This is a genomic window from Pseudarthrobacter arbutini, assembly GCF_054510915.1.
Genome location: NZ_JBTNDQ010000002.1, coordinates 126,687 through 144,719 on the forward strand (window position 1 = coordinate 126,687; position 18,033 = coordinate 144,719).

General features: G+C 65.3%; 16 protein-coding genes. 9 read left to right on the top strand and 7 right to left on the bottom strand.

Annotated elements, in window-relative coordinates:
• Positions 1–1,464: a Fe-S cluster assembly protein SufB gene (gene sufB, locus ACX80V_RS02680; RefSeq protein WP_252565310.1), complete on the bottom strand. Its 1,464-nt coding sequence runs from the start codon at positions 1,462–1,464 to the stop codon at positions 1–3.
• Entirely contained in the window at positions 1,464–2,306 is an 843-nt protein-coding gene (locus tag ACX80V_RS02685) for a helix-turn-helix transcriptional regulator (RefSeq protein ID WP_485841835.1), read from the bottom strand. Before ACX80V_RS02685 ends, sufB begins: the two co-directional genes overlap by 1 nt.
• Before the next feature lie 106 nt (positions 2,307–2,412).
• Here ACX80V_RS02685 and ACX80V_RS02690 point away from each other — a divergent pair, with 106 nt between their 5' ends.
• From ACX80V_RS02690 to ACX80V_RS02700, 3 genes are read left to right on the top strand one after another with little or no spacing between them, the layout of a single operon-like run.
• Positions 2,413–3,381, top strand: coding sequence for an ABC transporter ATP-binding protein (locus tag ACX80V_RS02690; RefSeq protein ID WP_485841836.1), 969 nt, complete (start codon positions 2,413–2,415; stop codon positions 3,379–3,381).
• Positions 3,378–4,148: an ABC transporter permease gene (locus tag ACX80V_RS02695; RefSeq protein ID WP_485841837.1), complete on the top strand. Its 771-nt coding sequence runs from the start codon at positions 3,378–3,380 to the stop codon at positions 4,146–4,148. The genes ACX80V_RS02690 and ACX80V_RS02695 overlap by 4 nt, the downstream gene beginning before the upstream one ends.
• 7 nt (positions 4,149–4,155) lie before the next feature.
• Positions 4,156–5,100, top strand: a complete 945-nt coding sequence (locus tag ACX80V_RS02700) for a COX15/CtaA family protein (protein WP_485841838.1) — start codon at positions 4,156–4,158, stop codon at positions 5,098–5,100.
• Positions 5,101–5,426: 326 nt separating this feature from the next.
• Here the strand turns inward: ACX80V_RS02700 and ACX80V_RS02705 are convergent, their stop codons facing one another.
• Positions 5,427–6,386, bottom strand: a complete 960-nt coding sequence (locus tag ACX80V_RS02705) for a heme o synthase (RefSeq protein ID WP_485841839.1) — start codon at positions 6,384–6,386, stop codon at positions 5,427–5,429.
• A 510-nt stretch (positions 6,387–6,896) separates the two neighbouring features.
• On the opposite strand from ACX80V_RS02705, the gene tkt reads away from it, so the two are divergent.
• From tkt to pgl, 6 genes are read left to right on the top strand one after another with little or no spacing between them, the layout of a single operon-like run.
• Positions 6,897–9,014, top strand: coding sequence for a transketolase (gene tkt, locus ACX80V_RS02710; RefSeq protein ID WP_485842049.1), 2,118 nt, complete (start codon positions 6,897–6,899; stop codon positions 9,012–9,014).
• Positions 9,015–9,037: 23 nt separating this feature from the next.
• Positions 9,038–10,153, top strand: a complete 1,116-nt coding sequence (tal, locus tag ACX80V_RS02715; RefSeq protein WP_056339800.1) for a transaldolase — start codon at positions 9,038–9,040, stop codon at positions 10,151–10,153.
• Between the two features lie 6 nt (positions 10,154–10,159).
• Entirely contained in the window at positions 10,160–11,794 is a 1,635-nt protein-coding gene (locus tag ACX80V_RS02720) for a phosphoglucose isomerase-related protein (protein WP_485841840.1), read from the top strand.
• Between the two features lie 15 nt (positions 11,795–11,809).
• The gene (gene zwf, locus ACX80V_RS02725; RefSeq protein WP_485841841.1) at positions 11,810–13,381 is read left to right on the top strand and encodes a glucose-6-phosphate dehydrogenase; all 1,572 of its coding nucleotides are present in this window, start codon (positions 11,810–11,812) and stop codon (positions 13,379–13,381) included.
• Positions 13,378–14,319 carry a glucose-6-phosphate dehydrogenase assembly protein OpcA gene (locus ACX80V_RS02730; RefSeq protein ID WP_248760673.1) on the top strand — a complete coding sequence of 314 codons (942 nt, stop codon included), beginning with the start codon at positions 13,378–13,380 and terminating at the stop codon, positions 14,317–14,319. Before zwf ends, ACX80V_RS02730 begins: the two co-directional genes overlap by 4 nt.
• A complete protein-coding gene (gene pgl / locus ACX80V_RS02735) occupies positions 14,309–15,127 on the top strand; it encodes a 6-phosphogluconolactonase (protein WP_056339787.1) in 819 nt (272 codons plus the stop codon). The genes ACX80V_RS02730 and pgl overlap by 11 nt, the downstream gene beginning before the upstream one ends.
• On the opposite strand, the gene ACX80V_RS02740 is transcribed toward pgl, so the two are convergent.
• The 4 genes from ACX80V_RS02740 to ACX80V_RS02755 all read right to left on the bottom strand — a co-directional run bounded on the left by ACX80V_RS02740 (position 15,080) and on the right by ACX80V_RS02755 (position 18,025).
• A complete protein-coding gene (locus ACX80V_RS02740) occupies positions 15,080–15,475 on the bottom strand; it encodes an RNA polymerase-binding protein RbpA (protein ID WP_056339784.1) in 396 nt (131 codons plus the stop codon). The two genes, pgl and ACX80V_RS02740, sit on opposite strands and share 48 nt — an antisense overlap.
• A gap of 111 nt (positions 15,476–15,586) precedes the next feature.
• Entirely contained in the window at positions 15,587–15,844 is a 258-nt protein-coding gene (gene secG / locus ACX80V_RS02745) for a preprotein translocase subunit SecG (protein WP_485841842.1), read from the bottom strand.
• 51 nt (positions 15,845–15,895) lie between these two features.
• The gene (gene tpiA / locus ACX80V_RS02750) at positions 15,896–16,711 is read right to left on the bottom strand and encodes a triose-phosphate isomerase (protein ID WP_141140574.1); all 816 of its coding nucleotides are present in this window, start codon (positions 16,709–16,711) and stop codon (positions 15,896–15,898) included.
• 87 nt (positions 16,712–16,798) lie between these two features.
• Positions 16,799–18,025 carry a phosphoglycerate kinase gene (locus ACX80V_RS02755; RefSeq protein ID WP_485841843.1) on the bottom strand — a complete coding sequence of 409 codons (1,227 nt, stop codon included), beginning with the start codon at positions 18,023–18,025 and terminating at the stop codon, positions 16,799–16,801.
• Positions 18,026–18,033: the final 8 nt, after the last annotated feature.

Genomic DNA, 18,033 nt, shown 5'->3' on the forward strand with positions numbered 1-18,033 from the left:
TTATCCGACGGACCCTTCCATCTGCAGTTCAATCAGGCGGTTCAGCTCAAGTGCGTACTCCATCGGGAGTTCGCGGGCGATGGGCTCAATGAAGCCACGGACGATCATCGCCATAGCCTCGTCTTCGCGCATGCCGCGGGACATCAGGTAGAAGAGCTGCTCTTCGCTGACCCGGGAAACAGTTGCTTCATGGCCCATCACCACGTCATCCTCACGGATGTCGATGTACGGGTAGGTGTCCGAACGGCTGATGGTGTCCACCAGCAGCGCGTCGCATCGGACGGTGTTTGCCGAGTGCTTGGCACCTTCACGGACCTGGACGAGGCCGCGGTAGGCAGCACGCCCGCCGCCGCGGGCCACGGACTTGGAAATGATGGAGCTCTTGGTGTTCGGCGCGATGTGAACCATCTTGGACCCGGTGTCCTGGTGCTGGCCGGCGCCGGCGAAGGCGATGGACAGGGTCTCGCCCTTGGCGTGCTCGCCTACCAGGTATACGGCCGGGTACTTCATGGTGACCTTGGAGCCGATGTTGCCGTCAACCCATTCCATGGTGGCGCCTTCTTCGCAGATGGCACGCTTGGTCACCAGGTTGTACACGTTGGTGGACCAGTTCTGGATGGTGGTGTAGCGGACGCGGGCGCCCTTCTTGACGATGATTTCCACCACGGCGGAGTGCAGCGAGTCCGAGGTGTAGATCGGCGCGGTGCAGCCTTCGATGTAGTGGACGTAGGAGTCCTCGTCGGCGATGATCAGGGTGCGCTCGAACTGGCCCATGTTTTCCGTGTTGATGCGGAAGTATGCCTGCAGCGGGATGTCCACGTGGACGCCCTTGGGGACGTACACAAAGGAACCGCCGGACCAGACGGCCGTGTTCAGCGACGCGAACTTGTTGTCGCCCACGGGAATGATGGTGCCGAAGTATTCCTGGAAGATCTCCGGGTGTTCGCGCAGCGCGGTGTCGGTGTCCAGGAAGATGACGCCCTGCTTTTCAAGGTCCTCACGCAGCTGGTGGTAGACAACCTCGGACTCGTACTGGGCGGCAACGCCGGAGACGAGGCGCTGCTTTTCGGCTTCGGGGATGCCGAGCTTGTCGTACGTGTTTTTAATGTCCTCGGGCAGGTCCTCCCAGCTGGTGGCCTGCTTCTCGGTGGACCGCACAAAGTACTTGATGTTGTCGAAGTCGATGCCGGAGAGGTCTGCACCCCAGGTGGGCATGGGCTTGCGGTCGAAGTACTTCAGGCCCTTGAGGCGAAGATCGAGCATCCATTCGGGCTCGCTCTTCTTGGCCGAGATGTCGCGGACGACGTCTTCATTGATGCCGCGGCGGGCGTTGGCGCCGACATCGTTCTTGTCAGACCAGCCGTACTCGTACGTGCCGATGCCGTGGAGCTCGGGATTCTTTTCCAGAATCTCCGAGATCACAGTGTCTTCGGCTACCGCTTTCTCTGATAGTTGGTCCGTCATCACGGCCTTTCTTGCTGATGGTTGGTTACTTCATCCAGGCTGGCGGGGGCTGCCTGCGGGACGCGGGGTCCCCCTGCAGCCAGCCGGCCTGTGGGTATATGGGTGGTGCAGACGTGTCCACCGCGAGCCAGCGTGGAGAGCCGGCGTACGTCAACGCCTACGAGCCGGGCGAACACTTCGGTCTCCACGTCGCAGAAGACAGGGAACTGGGCGGCGAGCTGCTGGATGGGGCAGTGCCCCTGGCACAGCTGGACGCTGGACAGTGCTGCCGGCAGCGGGGCTTTGGCCTCGATCGAGGCGGCTGACGCCACGAAGCCATCCCGGCTCAGCGCCGCGGACAGTGCCCGCGCCCTGGCGGTGATGTCCGGTCCGGCCTGTTCGACCTCCGGCGCGTACCGGCGTTCCATGTCGGCAAAACGTTCGACGGCGAACGCGCGGACTGCCTGTTCGCCCGCCACTGCCTGCAGCTGCTTGAGCGCGAGGGCGGCGATGTCGAGGTAATCATTGCCAAGCGTGGACTGGCCCTGCGAGCTCAGGACGTAGCGGCGGGCGGGACGTCCCGCGCCGGCGCCGGCCTTGGCCACGCGCTTGACCTCAATAACCCCGCTGCGGGCCAGATGATCAAGATGCCTCCGGACCGCGGCGGGTGTGAAACCGAGCATGTCGCCGAGTTCCGCCGCGCTGATGGGGCCGTGCTCAAGCACGGCACCAAGGACCCGGTCCCGGGTACGCTCGTCCGAGTCCGCCACCGGCACAGCGCCCACCTGGCCGCGGTCAGCGGCGGTACGCGGCGCTCCGTGCCCGGCAAACGGCACAGCAGTAGCATTGGTCATGGAATACACAACACAATCATGTCGTAATTTAGTCCCACGTTCTAGTAAGGTCAGGCTGACCTGCGGGCGGAGTTCCCTGCGGCCCCGCCAGTACTACATCGCGTAGAATGCTGGGGTGCGATCCCCCGAATCCCCGGTTCTGTCCATCAGCGGGTTAATTAAGGATGTTGGTCCGCTGGCCAGCCTGGACGGAAAAATGCTCCGGGTGGTCAACGGCGTATCCCTTATGGCCGAACGCGGCCAGGTCACGGCCCTCCTGGGTGCCAACGGAGCCGGAAAGACCACAACCATCGAATGCGCCCAGGGCCTGCAGAAGCGCAGCGGCGGAAGCATCTCGCTGCTCGGCCAGGATCCGGGCCGTTCGGGCGCTGAGCTGCGGTCCCGCGTCGGCGTCATGCTTCAGGACGGTGGCCTCCCGCCGTCGGCCCGTCCCATCCCGCTGTTGCGGCACATCGCCGGAATGTACGCGCGGCCCCGCTCAGTTGACCAACTGGTGGAACGGCTCGGCATTGATACTTTCGCCAGGACCAGCGTGCGCAGACTCTCCGGTGGGCAGAAGCAGCGTCTGGCCCTCGCCGCAGCACTGATCGGCAATCCGGAAGTCCTATTCCTGGACGAGCCCAGCGCAGGCCTGGATCCCCAGTCCCGGCAACTGGTCTTCGAGCTGATCTCGGAACTGCGGGCGGCCGGGATGGGCATCATCCTGACAACACACCTGATGGACGACGCCCAGCGGCTGGCGGACTACGTGTACATCATCGACGCCGGCAGGAACGTCGCCGAGGGAACAGTTTCCCAGCTGCTGCAGCGGGACCCGGCTGTGGAGGCCGGCACCGACCACGTCCGCACCCTGGTGTTCGAGGCTCCCCCGGGGCTGGATTTCACCGGTGTGCTGCCCGATGCCATCGCCGTCTCCGAAACACGGGCCGGAAGCTACGTGGCCTCGGGTGCACTGACACCCCGCGATCTCGCGTCGTTGACCGCCTGGTGGGCAGCCCACGGCGTGATGCCCGGTTCCATGAGCTTGGCGGCACGAAGCCTGGAAGATGTCTTCCTGGACATCTCGGGAAAGGACATCCGATGACGGCTCCCGCAGCCACCGCCGCCCAGGGAGCACCGGCCACGCTGCTGCGCCGTGTCCTGCTGCAGGGTAAGTACGAATCACTGACGATGCTCCGGAACGGCGAGCAGCTGATCCTTGCAGTCGTCCTGCCGCTTCTGGCGCTGGTGGGGCTCACCGTCACTCCTTTCCTGGACGGTTTCGGAGCCAGCCGTATCAATGTGGCCGTCCCCGGCATCCTGGCATTGTGCGCCATGTCCACGGCCTTCACCGGGCAGGGCATCGCCACCGGCTTCGACCGGCGGTACGGGGTTCTCCGGTACCTGTCCACCACACCGTTGGGCCGCGAAGGCCTCATCGCGGGTAAGGTGCTGGCGGTCCTGGCGGTGCTCTGCCTCCAGGTGGCAGTGGTGACGCTGGTGGCGCTTCCGTTGGGCTGGCAGCCGCCTGCCTCCGGCTGGCTCCCTGGGCTGTCACTGCTGGCCCTGGGCGCCGTGGCGTTCACCGCGCTGGGTCTCCTGGTGGCAGGCACAGTCCGGCCCGAGGCAACCCTCGCCATCACCAATCTGCTGTGGATCCTGCTGGGCGCCCTGGGAGGGATAGTCATTCCAGCGGAACGGCTGCCCGCACTGGCGCAGGGAGCGGTCCACTACCTGCCCTCTGGCGCACTCGGCGAGGCCATGCGCGAAGCTTTCCTGCACGGCTCGTTTAACGGCGGCGCCGCGCTTATCCTGCTGCTCTGGACGGTTCTTGCCGGAGCAGCAGCCATCCGTTGGTTCAAGTGGAATTGAGATATCCGTGAGCACGGCTTCACGCCTCCCCCAGATCGCCGGCCGCCTTATCGCGAGGCTGCCCCGAACCGTGGACGACAGCGTCCGCCGCCTCGCGGTGGCGTCCCTGGTTGGCCAGACGCTGCTAGTGGTGACCGGCGGGGCGGTGCGGCTGACTGCATCCGGCCTCGGCTGCCCCACCTGGCCGCGCTGCACCGAGACCTCTTTGGTCAACACTGCCGAAATGGGAATCCACGGCTTCATTGAGTTCGGCAACCGGCTCCTGACGTTTGCCCTGGCGGCGGTTGCGCTGGCCATGCTTGTGTACTTGTGGAACCTTCGCAAGGAGCGCCGGGACCTCTTCCTGCTGGCGCTGGGCCTGCTGGCCAGCATCCCTGCACAGGCGGTGATCGGTGGCATCACCGTGCTGACCAACCTCAATCCGTGGGTGGTGGGCCTGCACTTCCTCGTTTCCATGGCCCTCGTGGTGATTGCCACGCTGCTCATCAACCGGGCCTACGGCAGGACGGGCCGCCATGCCAGCGTCCAGCTCCCCGCCTTGCCGGGCGTTATGCGTCCGGCGACTGCCGCCGTCGGGCTTTTCTCCGCCCTCGCCGTAATGCTCGGCGTAGTGGTGACCGGCTCCGGTCCCCACGCCGGTGACGCCGACGCGCCCCGCAACGGCCTCGACTGGGACCTGTTCTCCCACATCCATGCCGTTCCGGCGTACGTAATCACGGCCGGCACACTGTTCGCACTGGTGCTGGTCATTGTCCGCCGGATCCAGGGCCCGTTCCGCACGTCCGTCCTGTTGCTGCTTTCCGTGACCTTGCTGCAGGCCGTCATCGGCTTCACCCAGTACTACAACGGCATCCCCGCGTTGCTGGTGGGCGCCCACATGCTGGGGGCGGCGCTGCTGATGAGCGCGGCAACAAACTCGGCCGACCTCGCCCGCTCGAGCCCGGTCTCGTAGCCGCCACTGTTTTTGCCCAACAGGAGTGCCACGGTTCCCGACGAACCGTGGCACCCGCATTTAAGGACGCTCTCTCACTTGATGCATGGAATCGGCAGACCCTCTCGCACTTAATGCAGGAAGTGGGCAGACCCTCTCGCACTTAATGCAGGAAGTGGGCAGGCCCTGTCTCATTCCCTGCGTTGTTTCGCAGGATCTTCCCTTACCTCCTGGAGACAAAGAAGCGACCCTCCTTCACCGTTGGTGAGAGGGCCGCTAAGAAAGCTGCAGGTAGAGGGTCGGTAAGAAACCCACATTTAGTGAGAGAGCGTTGGATGGGGGTACTGCTAACCGATGATCGCTGATCCGACGAACGGATCCACGGCCAATGCGATGAACAGCAGCGTCAGGTAACTGATGGAGCCGTGGAAGACCTTCATTGCGCGCTTGTCCGAGATGTCCTCGCGCTGCGCCCGGTTGTGGAGGGAGTGCGACTCGTAAAGGAACCATGCACCCGCCAACACTGCGGTGGCCGTGTAGACCCAGCCCGCGCCACCGGCGGGGACCAGCAGCAGCGAGCAGGCCACCATGGCCCAGGCGTAGAGGACAACCTGGACGGAAACCACCTTGGCGCCGGCAATTGCCCCAAGCATGGGCACGTTGGCGTTGCGGTAGTCCTCGCCGTAACGCATCGAAAGCGGCCAGTAGTGCGGCGGCGTCCAGAGGAAGATGACCATAAACAGGATGACGGCCGGCCATTCGACGGTGTTGGTCACGGCGGCCCAGGCGATCAGCACCGGGAAGCAGCCCGCGGCTCCACCCCACACAATGTTCTGTGCGGTGCGGCGCTTGAGGATGATGGTGTAGATGACTACATAGAAGAAAATTGCGGCTAATCCGAGCCACGCGGCCAGCGGGTTGGCGCCGAACCAGAGAATAGCAATGGCGGCTGCCCCGAGCAGCCAGGAGAACACCAGCGCCTCGCGCGGGGTCACCTCGCCAGTGACGAGCGGACGGTTCTCGGTCCGGTGCATCAGTTTGTCGATGTCGCGGTCAAGGTAGCAGTTGAAGGCACCGGCGCTGCCGGCAGCAAACGCGCCGCCGACCAGCGTGGCCAGGATCAGACCGATCGGCGGGAAGCCGCGCTCGGCGTAGATCATGGTGGGCAGGGTGCTGACCAGAAGCAACTCAATGACACGCGGCTTAGTGAGGGCGAAATACGCCTTGGCCTTACGGGCGAACCCGGCTCCCCCTCTGGTGCGGGAAGCATTAAGCGGCGTATCTGTTGTGCTCACGGTGGCAGTCACCCGTTCTGGTTGGCAGTTCTGTCTGGCGGTGCAGCTGTGTCTTGCGGCCGTTCGCCGGGCAGCCCGCCAATGGTCATCAGAAGAGGTCCCGGCAACGCCCCGGGTCTGCCGCCGCCCCTAAAGGGCTCGGCTACCGGCGTCGGCCTCCAAATATCATACCGTGCGCATTTGTAACAGATGCCCCCTGATTAGGCCCTGATGATTGCGCGCAGGGTGATTCGAGCAGATTAACTCAACCTCACGAAATGGCGATTCACATAAGGGGAAATTGCGTCCAAAAGGTGAGATTGGCACTGACCGCAGTGTGGAATCGAGCTAAGCTGTCACCAGATCAGCAAGCGGCAGAAAAGCGTTGGATAACGCGTTCCCATAGCCCTGCTGAATGATAGATCAACGTTTCGATGGTGAACGGCTGGTACACACCGCAGCGGGCACCATAGCGTGCCCCGAAACGGATCCCGTGTACCGCCCACCATCAGCACAGAGAGGGGCCCGGTTTTCGTGCCACATTTGGAAGAGCAAGAACTGTCATGGACCAGCTTGGACCAGCGCGCGGTGGACACCATCCGCGTTCTGGCTGCGGATGCCGTCGAGAAGGTCGGTAACGGCCACCCGGGCACGGCCATGAGCCTGGCACCCGCCGCCTACCTTCTCTTCCAGAAGCTGATGCGCCACGACCCGCGCAACCCGGACTGGCTGGGACGCGATCGGTTCATCCTGTCTCCCGGCCACACGTCGCTGACCCTTTACATCCAGCTGTTCCTGTCGGGCTACGGCCTGGAACTGAAGGACCTTGAGGCACTTCGCACCTGGGATTCCCTGACCCCGGGCCACCCGGAGTACAAGCACACCGCCGGTGTGGAGATCACCACCGGGCCGCTGGGCCAGGGCCTGGCCTCGTCGGTCGGGTTCGCCTACTCCCAGCGCCGGATGCGCGGCCTGTTCGACGCCGATGCTGCGGCCGGCGAAAGCCCCTTCGACCACACGATCTGGGTTATCGCCTCCGACGGGGACCTGCAGGAAGGCGTGACGTCCGAGGCGTCCTCGCTGGCCGGCCACCAGGAACTGGGCAACCTCGTAGTTGTCTACGATGAGAACCACATCTCCATCGAGGACGACACCGACATCTCCTTCACCGAGGATGTCCTCAAGCGCTACGAAGCCTACGGCTGGCACACCCAGCGCGTCGACTGGACCAAGACCGGCGAATACAAAGAGGACGTGCAGGAGCTTTACTCCGCACTGCTCGCCGCCAAGGCCGAGACGTCCAAGCCCTCCATCATTTCGCTGCGCACCATCATCGGCTACCCGGCGCCCAAGAAGCAGAACACAGGCAAGATCCACGGTTCCGCACTGGGTGCAGAGGAAGTCGCAGGCCTGAAGTCCGTGCTGGGCTTCGACCCCGCCAAGTCCTTCGACGTTGACCAGGAAGTCCTGGCCCACGCCCGCTCCGTCGTGGACCGCGGCGCCGCTGCCAAGAAGGAATGGGAAGAGTCCTTCAACGCCTGGCAGGCCGCCAACCCCGAAGGCTCTGCACTCCTGCAGCGCATCGAGGCCCGCGAACTGCCCTACGGCCTGGACGCCGCGCTTCCGGTCTTCCCGGCCGGCAAGGACGTCTCCACCCGCGCCGCTTCCGGCAAGGTCCTGAACGCACTCGGACCGGTCATGCCGGAGCTCTGGGGCGGCTCCGCCGACCTCGCCGAGTCCAACAACACCACCATCGAAGGCTCGCCGTCGTTCGTGCCCGCCTCCAAGCAGACCGATACCTGGTCCGGCAACCCCTACGGCCGGGTCCTGCACTTCGGCATCCGTGAGCACGCCGCGGCATCGATCGTGAACGGCATCGCCCTGCACGGCCGGACCCGCGCGTTCTCCGGCACGTTCCTGATCTTCAGCGACTACCAGCGGCCCGCCATCCGGCTCGGCGCCCTGATGGGTGTTCCGTCTCTGTATGTCTGGACGCACGACTCCATCGGCCTGGGCGAAGACGGCCCCACCCACCAGCCGGTGGAACAGCTCGCTTCCCTGCGCGCCATCGTGGGCCTGGACGTGGTCCGCCCCGGCGATGCCAACGAGGTCGCGGTGGCATGGAAGACCATGCTGGAGAACCACGAGAACCCGGCCGGCATTGTCCTGACCCGCCAGAACATCCCCACCTATGCCCGTGGTGAAAGCGAAGCCGACGGCGACACGTTCGGTTCCGTTTCCGGTGTGGCCAAGGGCGGCTACGTCCTGGCTGAAGCTTCCAAGGACGGCGCCACCGTCCCCGCCGACGTGATCCTGATCGGCACCGGCTCCGAGGTCCAGCTGGCCGTCCAGGCCCGCGAAGCCCTCCAGGCTGAAGGCATCGCTGCCCGCGTTGTCTCCATGCCCTGCGTGGAGTGGTTCAACAAGCAGGACGCCGCTTACCGCGAGTCCGTGCTCCCCGCTGCCGTCAAGGCCCGGGTCTCCGTCGAGGCCGGGCTGGCCCTGGGCTGGAGGGAATTCGTCGGCGACGCCGGACGTTCCATCTCGCTCGAGCACTATGGCGCTTCCGCCGACTACAAGCGCCTTTTCCAGGAGTTCGGCATCACCGCGGCGGCTGTCGCCGCCGCTGCCAAGGACTCCCTCGCTGGCCTGCAGGCCTGAACCAGATTTTAGGAGATATCACCATGACTACCCCTACACAGCAGCTCTCCGACGCCGGAGTATCCATCTGGCTCGATGACCTTTCCCGCAGCCGCCTTGAGACCGGCACGCTGCAGAAGCTGATCGAAGAGAAGAACGTTGTTGGTGTGACCACCAACCCGTCCATCTTCCACGCCGCCATCACGGCCGGCACGGACTACGACGCCATCATCGCGGCGCAGGCAGCAGCCGGCGCCAGCGTCGAGGAGACCATCTTCGAAATCACCACCACCGACGTCGCTGACGCCTGCGACCTCTTCGCACCGGTGGCAGCAGCCACCAACGGTGTTGACGGCCGCGTGTCCATCGAAGTTGACCCGCGCCTTGCCTGGGACACGGCCGGCACCATTGCCGAAGCCAAGCACCTGTACAAGAAGGTCAACAAGGACAACGTCCACATCAAGATCCCGGCAACCCTTGAAGGCCTCGAAGCGATCACCGCGACGCTGGCCGAGGGCATCAGCGTCAACGTGACCCTGATCTTCTCGCTCGAGCGCTACCGCGCCGTCATCAATGCCTTCCAGTCCGGCCTGGAGCAGGCCAAGGACAACGGCCACGACCTGTCCAAGATCCACTCAGTTGCGTCGTTCTTCGTGTCCCGCGTGGACTCCGAAATCGACAAGCGCCTTGACGCCATCGGCACCGACGAGGCCAAGGCACTCAAGGGCAAGGCAGGCGTGGCCAACGCACGCCTGGCGTACCAGGTCTACGAGGAGCTCTTCGCCACCGAGCGCTGGGCACTGCTGGCCGAAGCCGGCGCGCTCCCCCAGCGTCCGCTGTGGGCCTCCACCGGCGTCAAGGACCCGGCTTACCCGGACACCCTGTACGTGACCGAACTGGCCGCCCCCGGCGTCGTGAACACCATGCCGGAGAAGACCCTGGATGCCACGTTCGACCACGGCGTCGTCACCGGCGACACCGTCTCCGGCACGTACACCGAGGCCAACGCCACGCTGGACGCGCTGGACGCACTGGGTATCTCCTACAACGAGGTTGTCGCCCTCCTCGAATCCGAAGGCCTGGACAAGTTCGTGGCCAGCTGGAAGGAACTCCTGGGCGACGTCGAAGGTGCCCTTGCCGCTGCACGGAAGGCCTCCTAACCCGCTATGAGCACTCTCAGCTACGACGCCACCGGTGCCGCGCAGCAGGCACTCGAGCAGCACCTGCCCGTCCTTGTGGCGGACCGCATCGCCACCCGGATCTTCGCCAAGGACCACACCCTCTGGGGTCCCGACGCCGAGGCCGAGTCCGCTGTCCGCCTCGGTTGGGTGGAGGCGGCCACCGTCTCACAGGCCCTCGTGGCCGGCATCCTCGAGCTCCGTGATGCCCTCAAGGCTGACGGCGTGACCCGCATCGTGCTTTGCGGCATGGGCGGATCCTCGCTGGCTCCCGAGGTCATCGCCGGCACCGCTGGCGTCGAGCTGACAGTGCTGGACAGCACCGACCCCGACCAGGTCCGTGCTGCCCTCGCAGACCGGCTGGCCGAAACCGCGATCGTGGTTTCATCCAAGTCCGGTTCAACCCTGGAAACCGACTCCCAGCGCCGGATCTTCGAGCACGCTTTCACCGAGGCCGGCATCGAAGCGAAGAGCCGGATCATCATCGTCACCGATCCCGGTTCCCCGCTGGACAAGGCATCGCGTGAGGCCGGCTACCGCGCCGTCTTCAACGCTGATCCGAACGTGGGCGGCCGCTACTCGGCCCTCACCGCATTCGGGCTGGTCCCCTCGGGCCTTGCCGGTGTGGATATCCAGGCCTTCCTGGATGAGGCCGAGGAAGCTGCCGAGATCCTGAACGAGGACGCCGCCGAGAACATCGGTCTTGCCCTCGGAACAGCCCTGGGCGGAACCAACCCGCTGCGCAACAAGATTGTCATCGCCGAGGATGGCTCCGGCATTGTGGGCTTCGCCGACTGGGCCGAACAGCTCATCGCCGAATCCACCGGCAAGCTCGGCACCGGCGTCCTGCCGGTGGTTGCCGGACCCACGTCGCCGGAGGTCGCCTCCGGCGCCGCCGACGTCCTGGTGGTACGGCTGGTAGCCGCGGATGCCGACGTCGAACTCGGTGACAATGAGGTAGCCATCGCGGGCGGCCTGGCCACCCAGATGATGGTGTGGGAGTTCGCCACTGCCGTGGCCGGACGCCTCCTGGGCATCAACCCGTATGACCAGCCGGACGTGGAGGCAGCCAAGGTTGCCGCCCGCGGCCTGCTGGATGCCCAGCCCGAACCGACCCCTGCCGCCTTCGTGGACGGCGCCATTGAGGTCCGCGGCGGTGACTGGCTCCGTGGGGCAGCCACCGCGGAGGAAGCCGTCGGCGCCCTCCTTGGAACGCTCGACGACGACAGCTACCTCAGCGTCCATGCCTACTTTGACCGGCTGGCCTTCGCAGAGCTGGAGGGCATCCGCGACCCGCTTGCCGCCGTCAGCGGCCGTCCCGTCACGTTCGGCTGGGGCCCGCGGTTCCTGCACTCCACCGGGCAGTTCCACAAGGGCGGACCCGCCATTGGAGTCTTTCTCCAGGTCACGGCCGCTCCTGCGGAAGACCTGGCCATCCCGGACCGTCCGTTCACGTTCGGGGAACTGATTTCCGCCCAGGCCGCGGGCGACGCCCAGGTCCTGGCCGGCCATGGCCGCCCCGTCCTGCGACTGCACCTGACCGACCGCGCCGCCGGAGTTGCACAGCTGCAGGAGATCATTGCAGCACTCGCAGCCCGGTCAGCTTCCGTCACCGAAAACTAAGGCTCAACAGCAAACATGCCAGAAACTGAAAACGGCAGGAATTCCGCGACGCGTTCCGGACGATCAGGGCGTAATCCGCTCCGGGATCCCCGCGACCGCCGCCTGAACCGGATTGCCGGTCCGTCCTCGTTGGTGCTCTTCGGAGTGACCGGTGACCTTGCCCGTAAGAAGCTCATGCCGGCCGTGTATGACCTCGCGAACCGGGGCCTGCTGCCGCCGAGTTTCGCGCTGGTGGGTTTCGGCCGCCGTCCCTGGACTGATGCGGAGTTCGCCGCCGAGGTGAAGGCCTCGGTGAAGGCGTACTCACGGACGCCGTTTGATGAGGCGGTGTGGAACCAGCTCGCTGAGGGTATCCGCTTTGTCCAGGGCGAGTTCGACGACGATGACGCCTTCGAGCGGCTCGGTGAGGTCATCGATGAGCTCGATGAGCAGCGCGGAACGCGCGGGAATCACGCGTTCTACCTCTCTATCCCGCCGAAGGCCTTCGAGCAGGTTTGCCGTCAGCTGTCCAAGCACGGCCTCGCGCAGGGCGACGGGGATAAGTGGCGACGGGTAGTGATTGAGAAGCCGTTCGGGCATGACCTTGAGTCGGCCCGGCAGTTGAACGACATTGTGGAGTCGGTGTTCCCGCCGGATGCGGTGTTCCGGATCGACCACTATCTGGGTAAGGAAACGGTGCAGAACATCCTGGCGCTGCGTTTCGCGAACCAGCTGTTCGAACCGTTGTGGAACGCGAACTACGTGGACCACGTCCAGATCACCATGGCCGAGGACATCGGCACGGGCGGCCGCGCCGGGTATTACGACGGTGTGGGCGCGGCCCGCGATGTCATCCAGAACCACCTCCTGCAGCTGCTGGCGTTGACGGCGATGGAGGAGCCTATTTCCTTCAACGCCGATGACCTGCGGGCGGAGAAGGAAAAGGTCCTGGCCGCGGTCAAGCTCCCGGACGACCTCTCCACCCACTCGGCGCGCGGGCAGTTCGCCGGCGGCTGGCAGGGCGGGGAACAGGTCCAGGGCTACCTGGAGGAAGAGGGTATCCCGGCTGATTCGAAGACCGAGACGTTCGCTGCGATCCGGGTGGACATCCATACCCGCCGCTGGTCCGGTGTGCCGTTCTACCTGCGTGCGGGCAAGCGCCTGGGCCGGCGCGTGACCGAGATTGCGGTGGTGTTCAAGCGCGCCCCGAACCTGCTGTTCCGTGACCACGGTGAGGATGACTTCGGTCAGAACGCCGTGGTGATCCGGGTCCAGCCCGATGAGGGCGCCACGATCCGGTTCGGGTCCAAGGTCCCGGGCACGCAGATGGAAGTCCGGGACGTGACCATGGACTTCGGCTACGGGCACTCCTTCACCGAGTCCAGCCCCGAAGCCTATGAACGGCTCATCCTCGATGTGCTCCTGGGCGAGCCGCCGCTGTTCCCGCGGCACGCGGAGGTGGAGCTGTCCTGGAAGATCCTGGATCCCTTTGAAGACTACTGGGCCGGCCTGGCTGAGCAGCCCGAGCCCTACGCCCCGGGGTCCTGGGGCCCTGCCTCGGCCGATGAACTGCTGGCCCGCGACGGACGAACCTGGAGAAGGCCATGATTGTAGATCTGCCGGACACCACCACCTCGAAGATCTCCAAGAAGATCACCTCCCTGCGTGAGCAGGGCGGGGTGATCGCGCTGGGCCGGGTCCTGACCCTCGTGGTCGTGACCCGCTCCGGGCTCGAGGAAGAAGCGATTGAGGCCGCGAACGAGGCCAGCCGCGAACACCCCTGCCGGATCATCGTCCTCGCCGACGCCGGAGCCCAGGCCCCGAACCGGCTCGACGCGCAGATCCGGGTGGGCGGTGACGCCGGCGCGTCCGAGGTCATCGTGCTCCGCGGCTACGGCGAGCTCGCCCACGAAAGCGAATCCCTGGTCGCGGCCCTGCTCCTGCCGGACGCCCCGATCGTGGCCTGGTGGCCGCACGGGGCACCGGAGAACGCCTGCGAAACCTCCGTGGGCCGGATCGCGCACCGCCGGATCACCGACTCCGCCAACGAAACCGATCCCCAGGCCGCGCTGGAGAACATCCGGGCCACGTACAAGGCCGGCGACACCGACCTCGCCTGGACCCGGCTGACCAACTGGCGGATCCAGCTCGCGGCAGTCCTGGACCAGGTGGACTCCTCGCCTGTGACCGCCGTGGCCGTCGAAGGCGCCTCCGACTCCCCATCCACCATCCTGCTCGCAGCATGGCTTACCCTGGCCCTGGACGCGCCCGTGACCATCGTCGCGGACCCCGCCGGGACCGGCATCCGCCGCGTCAGGCTCACCCGCCACACCGGCGACGTGCAGCTCTTCCGCCCCGGACTCTCCGTCGCCGAACTCACCCAGCCCGGACAGCCCGCCCAACGCATCTCCCTGCCACGCCGCAGCCTCAAAGACTGCCTCGCCGAGGAACTCCGCCGCCTCGACCCCGACGAAGTGTTCGGCGAAGTGATTACTATTGGACTGCCACGTACCAATCTAAGGAGCGTCCGACCCAGTGAGCGTTGAGCCAAGAGTTAGCATCCATCCTGATTCGTCCGTCCTGATGGCCGCCATTGCGGCCCGCCTGATCACCAAGCTGGTGGATGTGCAGGACAAGCACGGTGAGGCCACGGTGGTGCTGACCGGCGGCACAGTAGGCATCGGAACGCTGAAGGCTGTTGCCGATTCTCCGGCAGCGCCGGCCGTCGACTGGTCCAAGGTGAACTTTTGGTGGGGTGACGAGCGCTTTGTTGCCGCGGACCATCCCGACCGGAACACCAGGCAGGCGTTTGCTGCACTCCTGTCGAGCATTCCGGTTGATCCTGCAAGGATCAACCAGCCTGCCTCCTCGGATGACTTCGACACGCCCGAAGAAGCCGCCGAGGACTACGCGCGCAGGCTCCGGGAAGCAGCCCAGGCCGAACACGCTGCCGACATGTCCGATGACCGTCCAGACGAACCGGGAGTACTGCCGCGGCTGGACGTTGTGCTGCTGGGCGTTGGCCCGGACGCCCACGTAGCCTCGCTCTTCCCGGAGCAGGGCGGAATCCGGGAGAAGGAGCGGACAGTCGTTGGCGTCCGCAATTCCCCCAAGCCGCCACCCCAGCGGATCTCGCTCACGCTTCCCGCCATAAACACTGCTGCCGAGGTCTGGATGGTGGTGGCCGGCGAGGACAAGGCCGGCGCGGTGGGCCTGGCACTGGCGGGCGCCAACCCGGTACAGGTACCGGCGGCCGGCCCGAGGGGAACATCCCGCACGCTGTGGCTTATCGATGAAAACGCAGCGTCACGCGTCCCGCAGCAGCTCGTCCGGAAGGACGCCGCCGGCGCGTAGTTTTTCCAGCGCTCCGGCCAGGACAGCTTCGGCGTCCTGGTCGGAGCGCCGTTCTTTAACGTATTCAAGGTGGCTCTTGAAGCCTTCGTCCAGCGGGTCCGGCAGGTCGGCTTCCTTGCCGTCCCGTGATGCCGGAGCCCCGCAGCGCCGGCAGTCCCAGACCGTGGGAAGCTGTTCATCCGGCAACCGCAGGAAGACAAGCTGGGTCTCATGCCCCTTGGCGCACCAAAAGGAAACCCTGATACGGGGCACCCTCTCGCCCGAGGCCGCTTCTGACTGGTTCTTGGGACCGGCTCCTTCTGTGACACCCACGCGGGTGCCGCGGAACGCTGACGCACTATGTACCATCGGGACTCCTGCCTGCTTAAACAAAAAACTGTGGCTGTTGGAAGCCAACAGCCACAGTTTAGTTCGGAGATCCCCATCGCGGCAGTGCCGGGCGACGATCAGTTGCAGGAGCTATGAGTCCCCTGCGCCGCTGAAGCGCATGACTAGGCCAAGGGCGATGATCACGATGCCCCAGGTAACGCCCAGGATCACGGTGAACCTGTTCAGGTTCTTCTCCGCGACGCCTGAGGAGCTGAGGCCGGAACTCATACCGCCGCCGAACATGTCCGACAGCCCGCCACCCCGGCCCTTGTGGAGGAGGATAAGCAGGGTCAGCAGAAGGCTGGTGATGCCCAGGAGAATCTGCAGAATGACATGAAGAACGTCCACGACGGCCTTTCAGAAGATTGGAATTGCGGGAGCCTGGAGTTTCGTGACGGACTAGTCCGTCACCAGGTGACTCTCGAACCTGACAATATTAGCAAACTCCGCGGGATCGAGGCTTGCCCCGCCGACCAACACGCCGTCGACGTCGCGTTCCTTCAGGATCGCGGCGACATTATTGGCCTTGACCGAGCCGCCGTAGAGCAGCCGGATCTTCGCCGCAACGTCATCGCCGAAGAGGGTGGCCAGTTCCGCGCGGATGGCGGCGCACATTTCCTGGGCGTCCTCCGGCCCGGCCACTTCACCGGTGCCGATGGCCCAAACGGGCTCGTAGGCCACCACAAGCTCTGCCGCCTGCTCGGCCGTCAAACCGGCGACGTTCGCCCGGAGCTGTGTCAGCGTGTGCTCGACATGCGTGCCGGCCTGGCGGATTTCCAGGCCTTCCCCCACGCAAAGGACCGGAGTGACACTGTGCTTGAACGCTGCCTTGACCTTGGCGTTGAGCACTTCGTCGGATTCCTGGTGGATGGTGCGGCGTTCACTGTGCCCCACCAGGACGTAGCGGCAGCCCAGCTTGTTCAGGAACTGGCCGGATGTGTCGCCCGTGTAGGCGCCCGAGTCGAACTGGGAGAGGTCCTGGCCGCCGTAGGCTATGTCCAGTTCATCGCCCTGGACGAGGGTCTGCACGCCGCGGAGGTCGGTGAATGGCGGGAAGACGGCCACCTCAACCCGGTTGTAGTCGTGCTTGGCGTCGGACAGGGTCCAGGCCAGTTTTTGCAGGAGGGTGATGCCCTGGACATGGTCCATGTTCATCTTCCAGTTGCCTGCAATGAGAGGCGTGCGGTCAAAAGCGCCGTTCGTTGACGTAGTCACGTGTTCTCCAAAAGTACTTGATATGTATGCGGCCGGCAGGGTGCCCGCGGGCACCCTGCCGGCCGGAGGACTTGGCAGTCCAGGTTCCTAACGGTCCAGGACGCTGAGTCCCGGGAGTTCCTTGCCTTCGAGATATTCCAGGCTGGCGCCGCCGCCGGTGGAAATGTGCCCGAACTGGTCGTCAGCGAAACCGAGCGTCCGCACGGCGGCAGCGGAGTCGCCGCCGCCGACCACGGTGAACGCGTCGACCTCAGTCAGGGCCTGGGCCACGGCGCGGGTTCCGCCGGAGAATGCTTCGAACTCAAAGACGCCCATGGGCCCGTTCCAGAACACCGTTTTGGCGCCCTTGATGCGGTCCGCAAAAGCGGCTGCAGAGTCCGGCCCAATGTCCAGGCCGATGCCCTGGGCACCGAAGCTGCTGCCCTCGATGCCGTCCGCGGGGACAGTCTCGTAGTCAGCGTCGGCCGCGAACTTACCGGCCACCAAAACGTCGGTGGGCACAATGAAGTCGGTGCCTGCACCGGCAGCCCGTTTCAGGTAGTCCTGTACAACCGGGATCTGGTCTTCTTCCAGGAGGCTGCCGGCCACGCTGTGGCCCTCTGCTGCCAGGAACGTGAAGAGCATGCCGCCGCCCACCAGGATGGTGTCGGCTTTGCCGATGAGGTTGTCGATGACCGCCAGCTTGTCGGACACCTTAGAGCCGCCGAGCACCACCACGTAGGGCCGCTGCGTGTCAGCTGTCAGCTTCCGCAGCACCTCCACCTCGGTGTGCACAAGGTCGCCCTGGTAGGACGGGAGCCGGGTGGCGACGTCGTAGACACTGGCGTGCTTGCGGTGCACGGCACCAAAGGCGTCGTCAACGTAGGCGCCGTTGGCCCCGGTCAGGGCCACCAGTTCGTCCGCGAAGGTGCCGCGTTCGGCGTCGTCCTTGCTGGTCTCCCGGGCGTCGAAGCGCACGTTCTCCAGGACGAGGACTTCGCCCTCCTGAAGCGAGGCGGCGAGTTCCTTGGCGGAGCTGCCCACGGTGTCCTGCGCGAGCGAAACCTTGAAGGCGGCAAGTTCGGCGAGCCGCGCTACGGCAGGCCGGAGGGAGTATTTTTCCTCCGGAGCGCCCTTGGGGCGTCCGAGGTGGGCTGTTACCAGCACGCGGGCACCGGCGTCCGTGAGCTTTCCCAGTACTGGCAGAGAGGCCTTGATGCGGCCGTCGTCAGTCACTGTAGAGCCGTCGAGCGGCACATTCAGGTCACTTCTGACAAGAATGTACCGCCCGCGGACACCTTCAGCGATCAGTTCGTTGAGGGTGTGGAATGTCATGTGTCTAA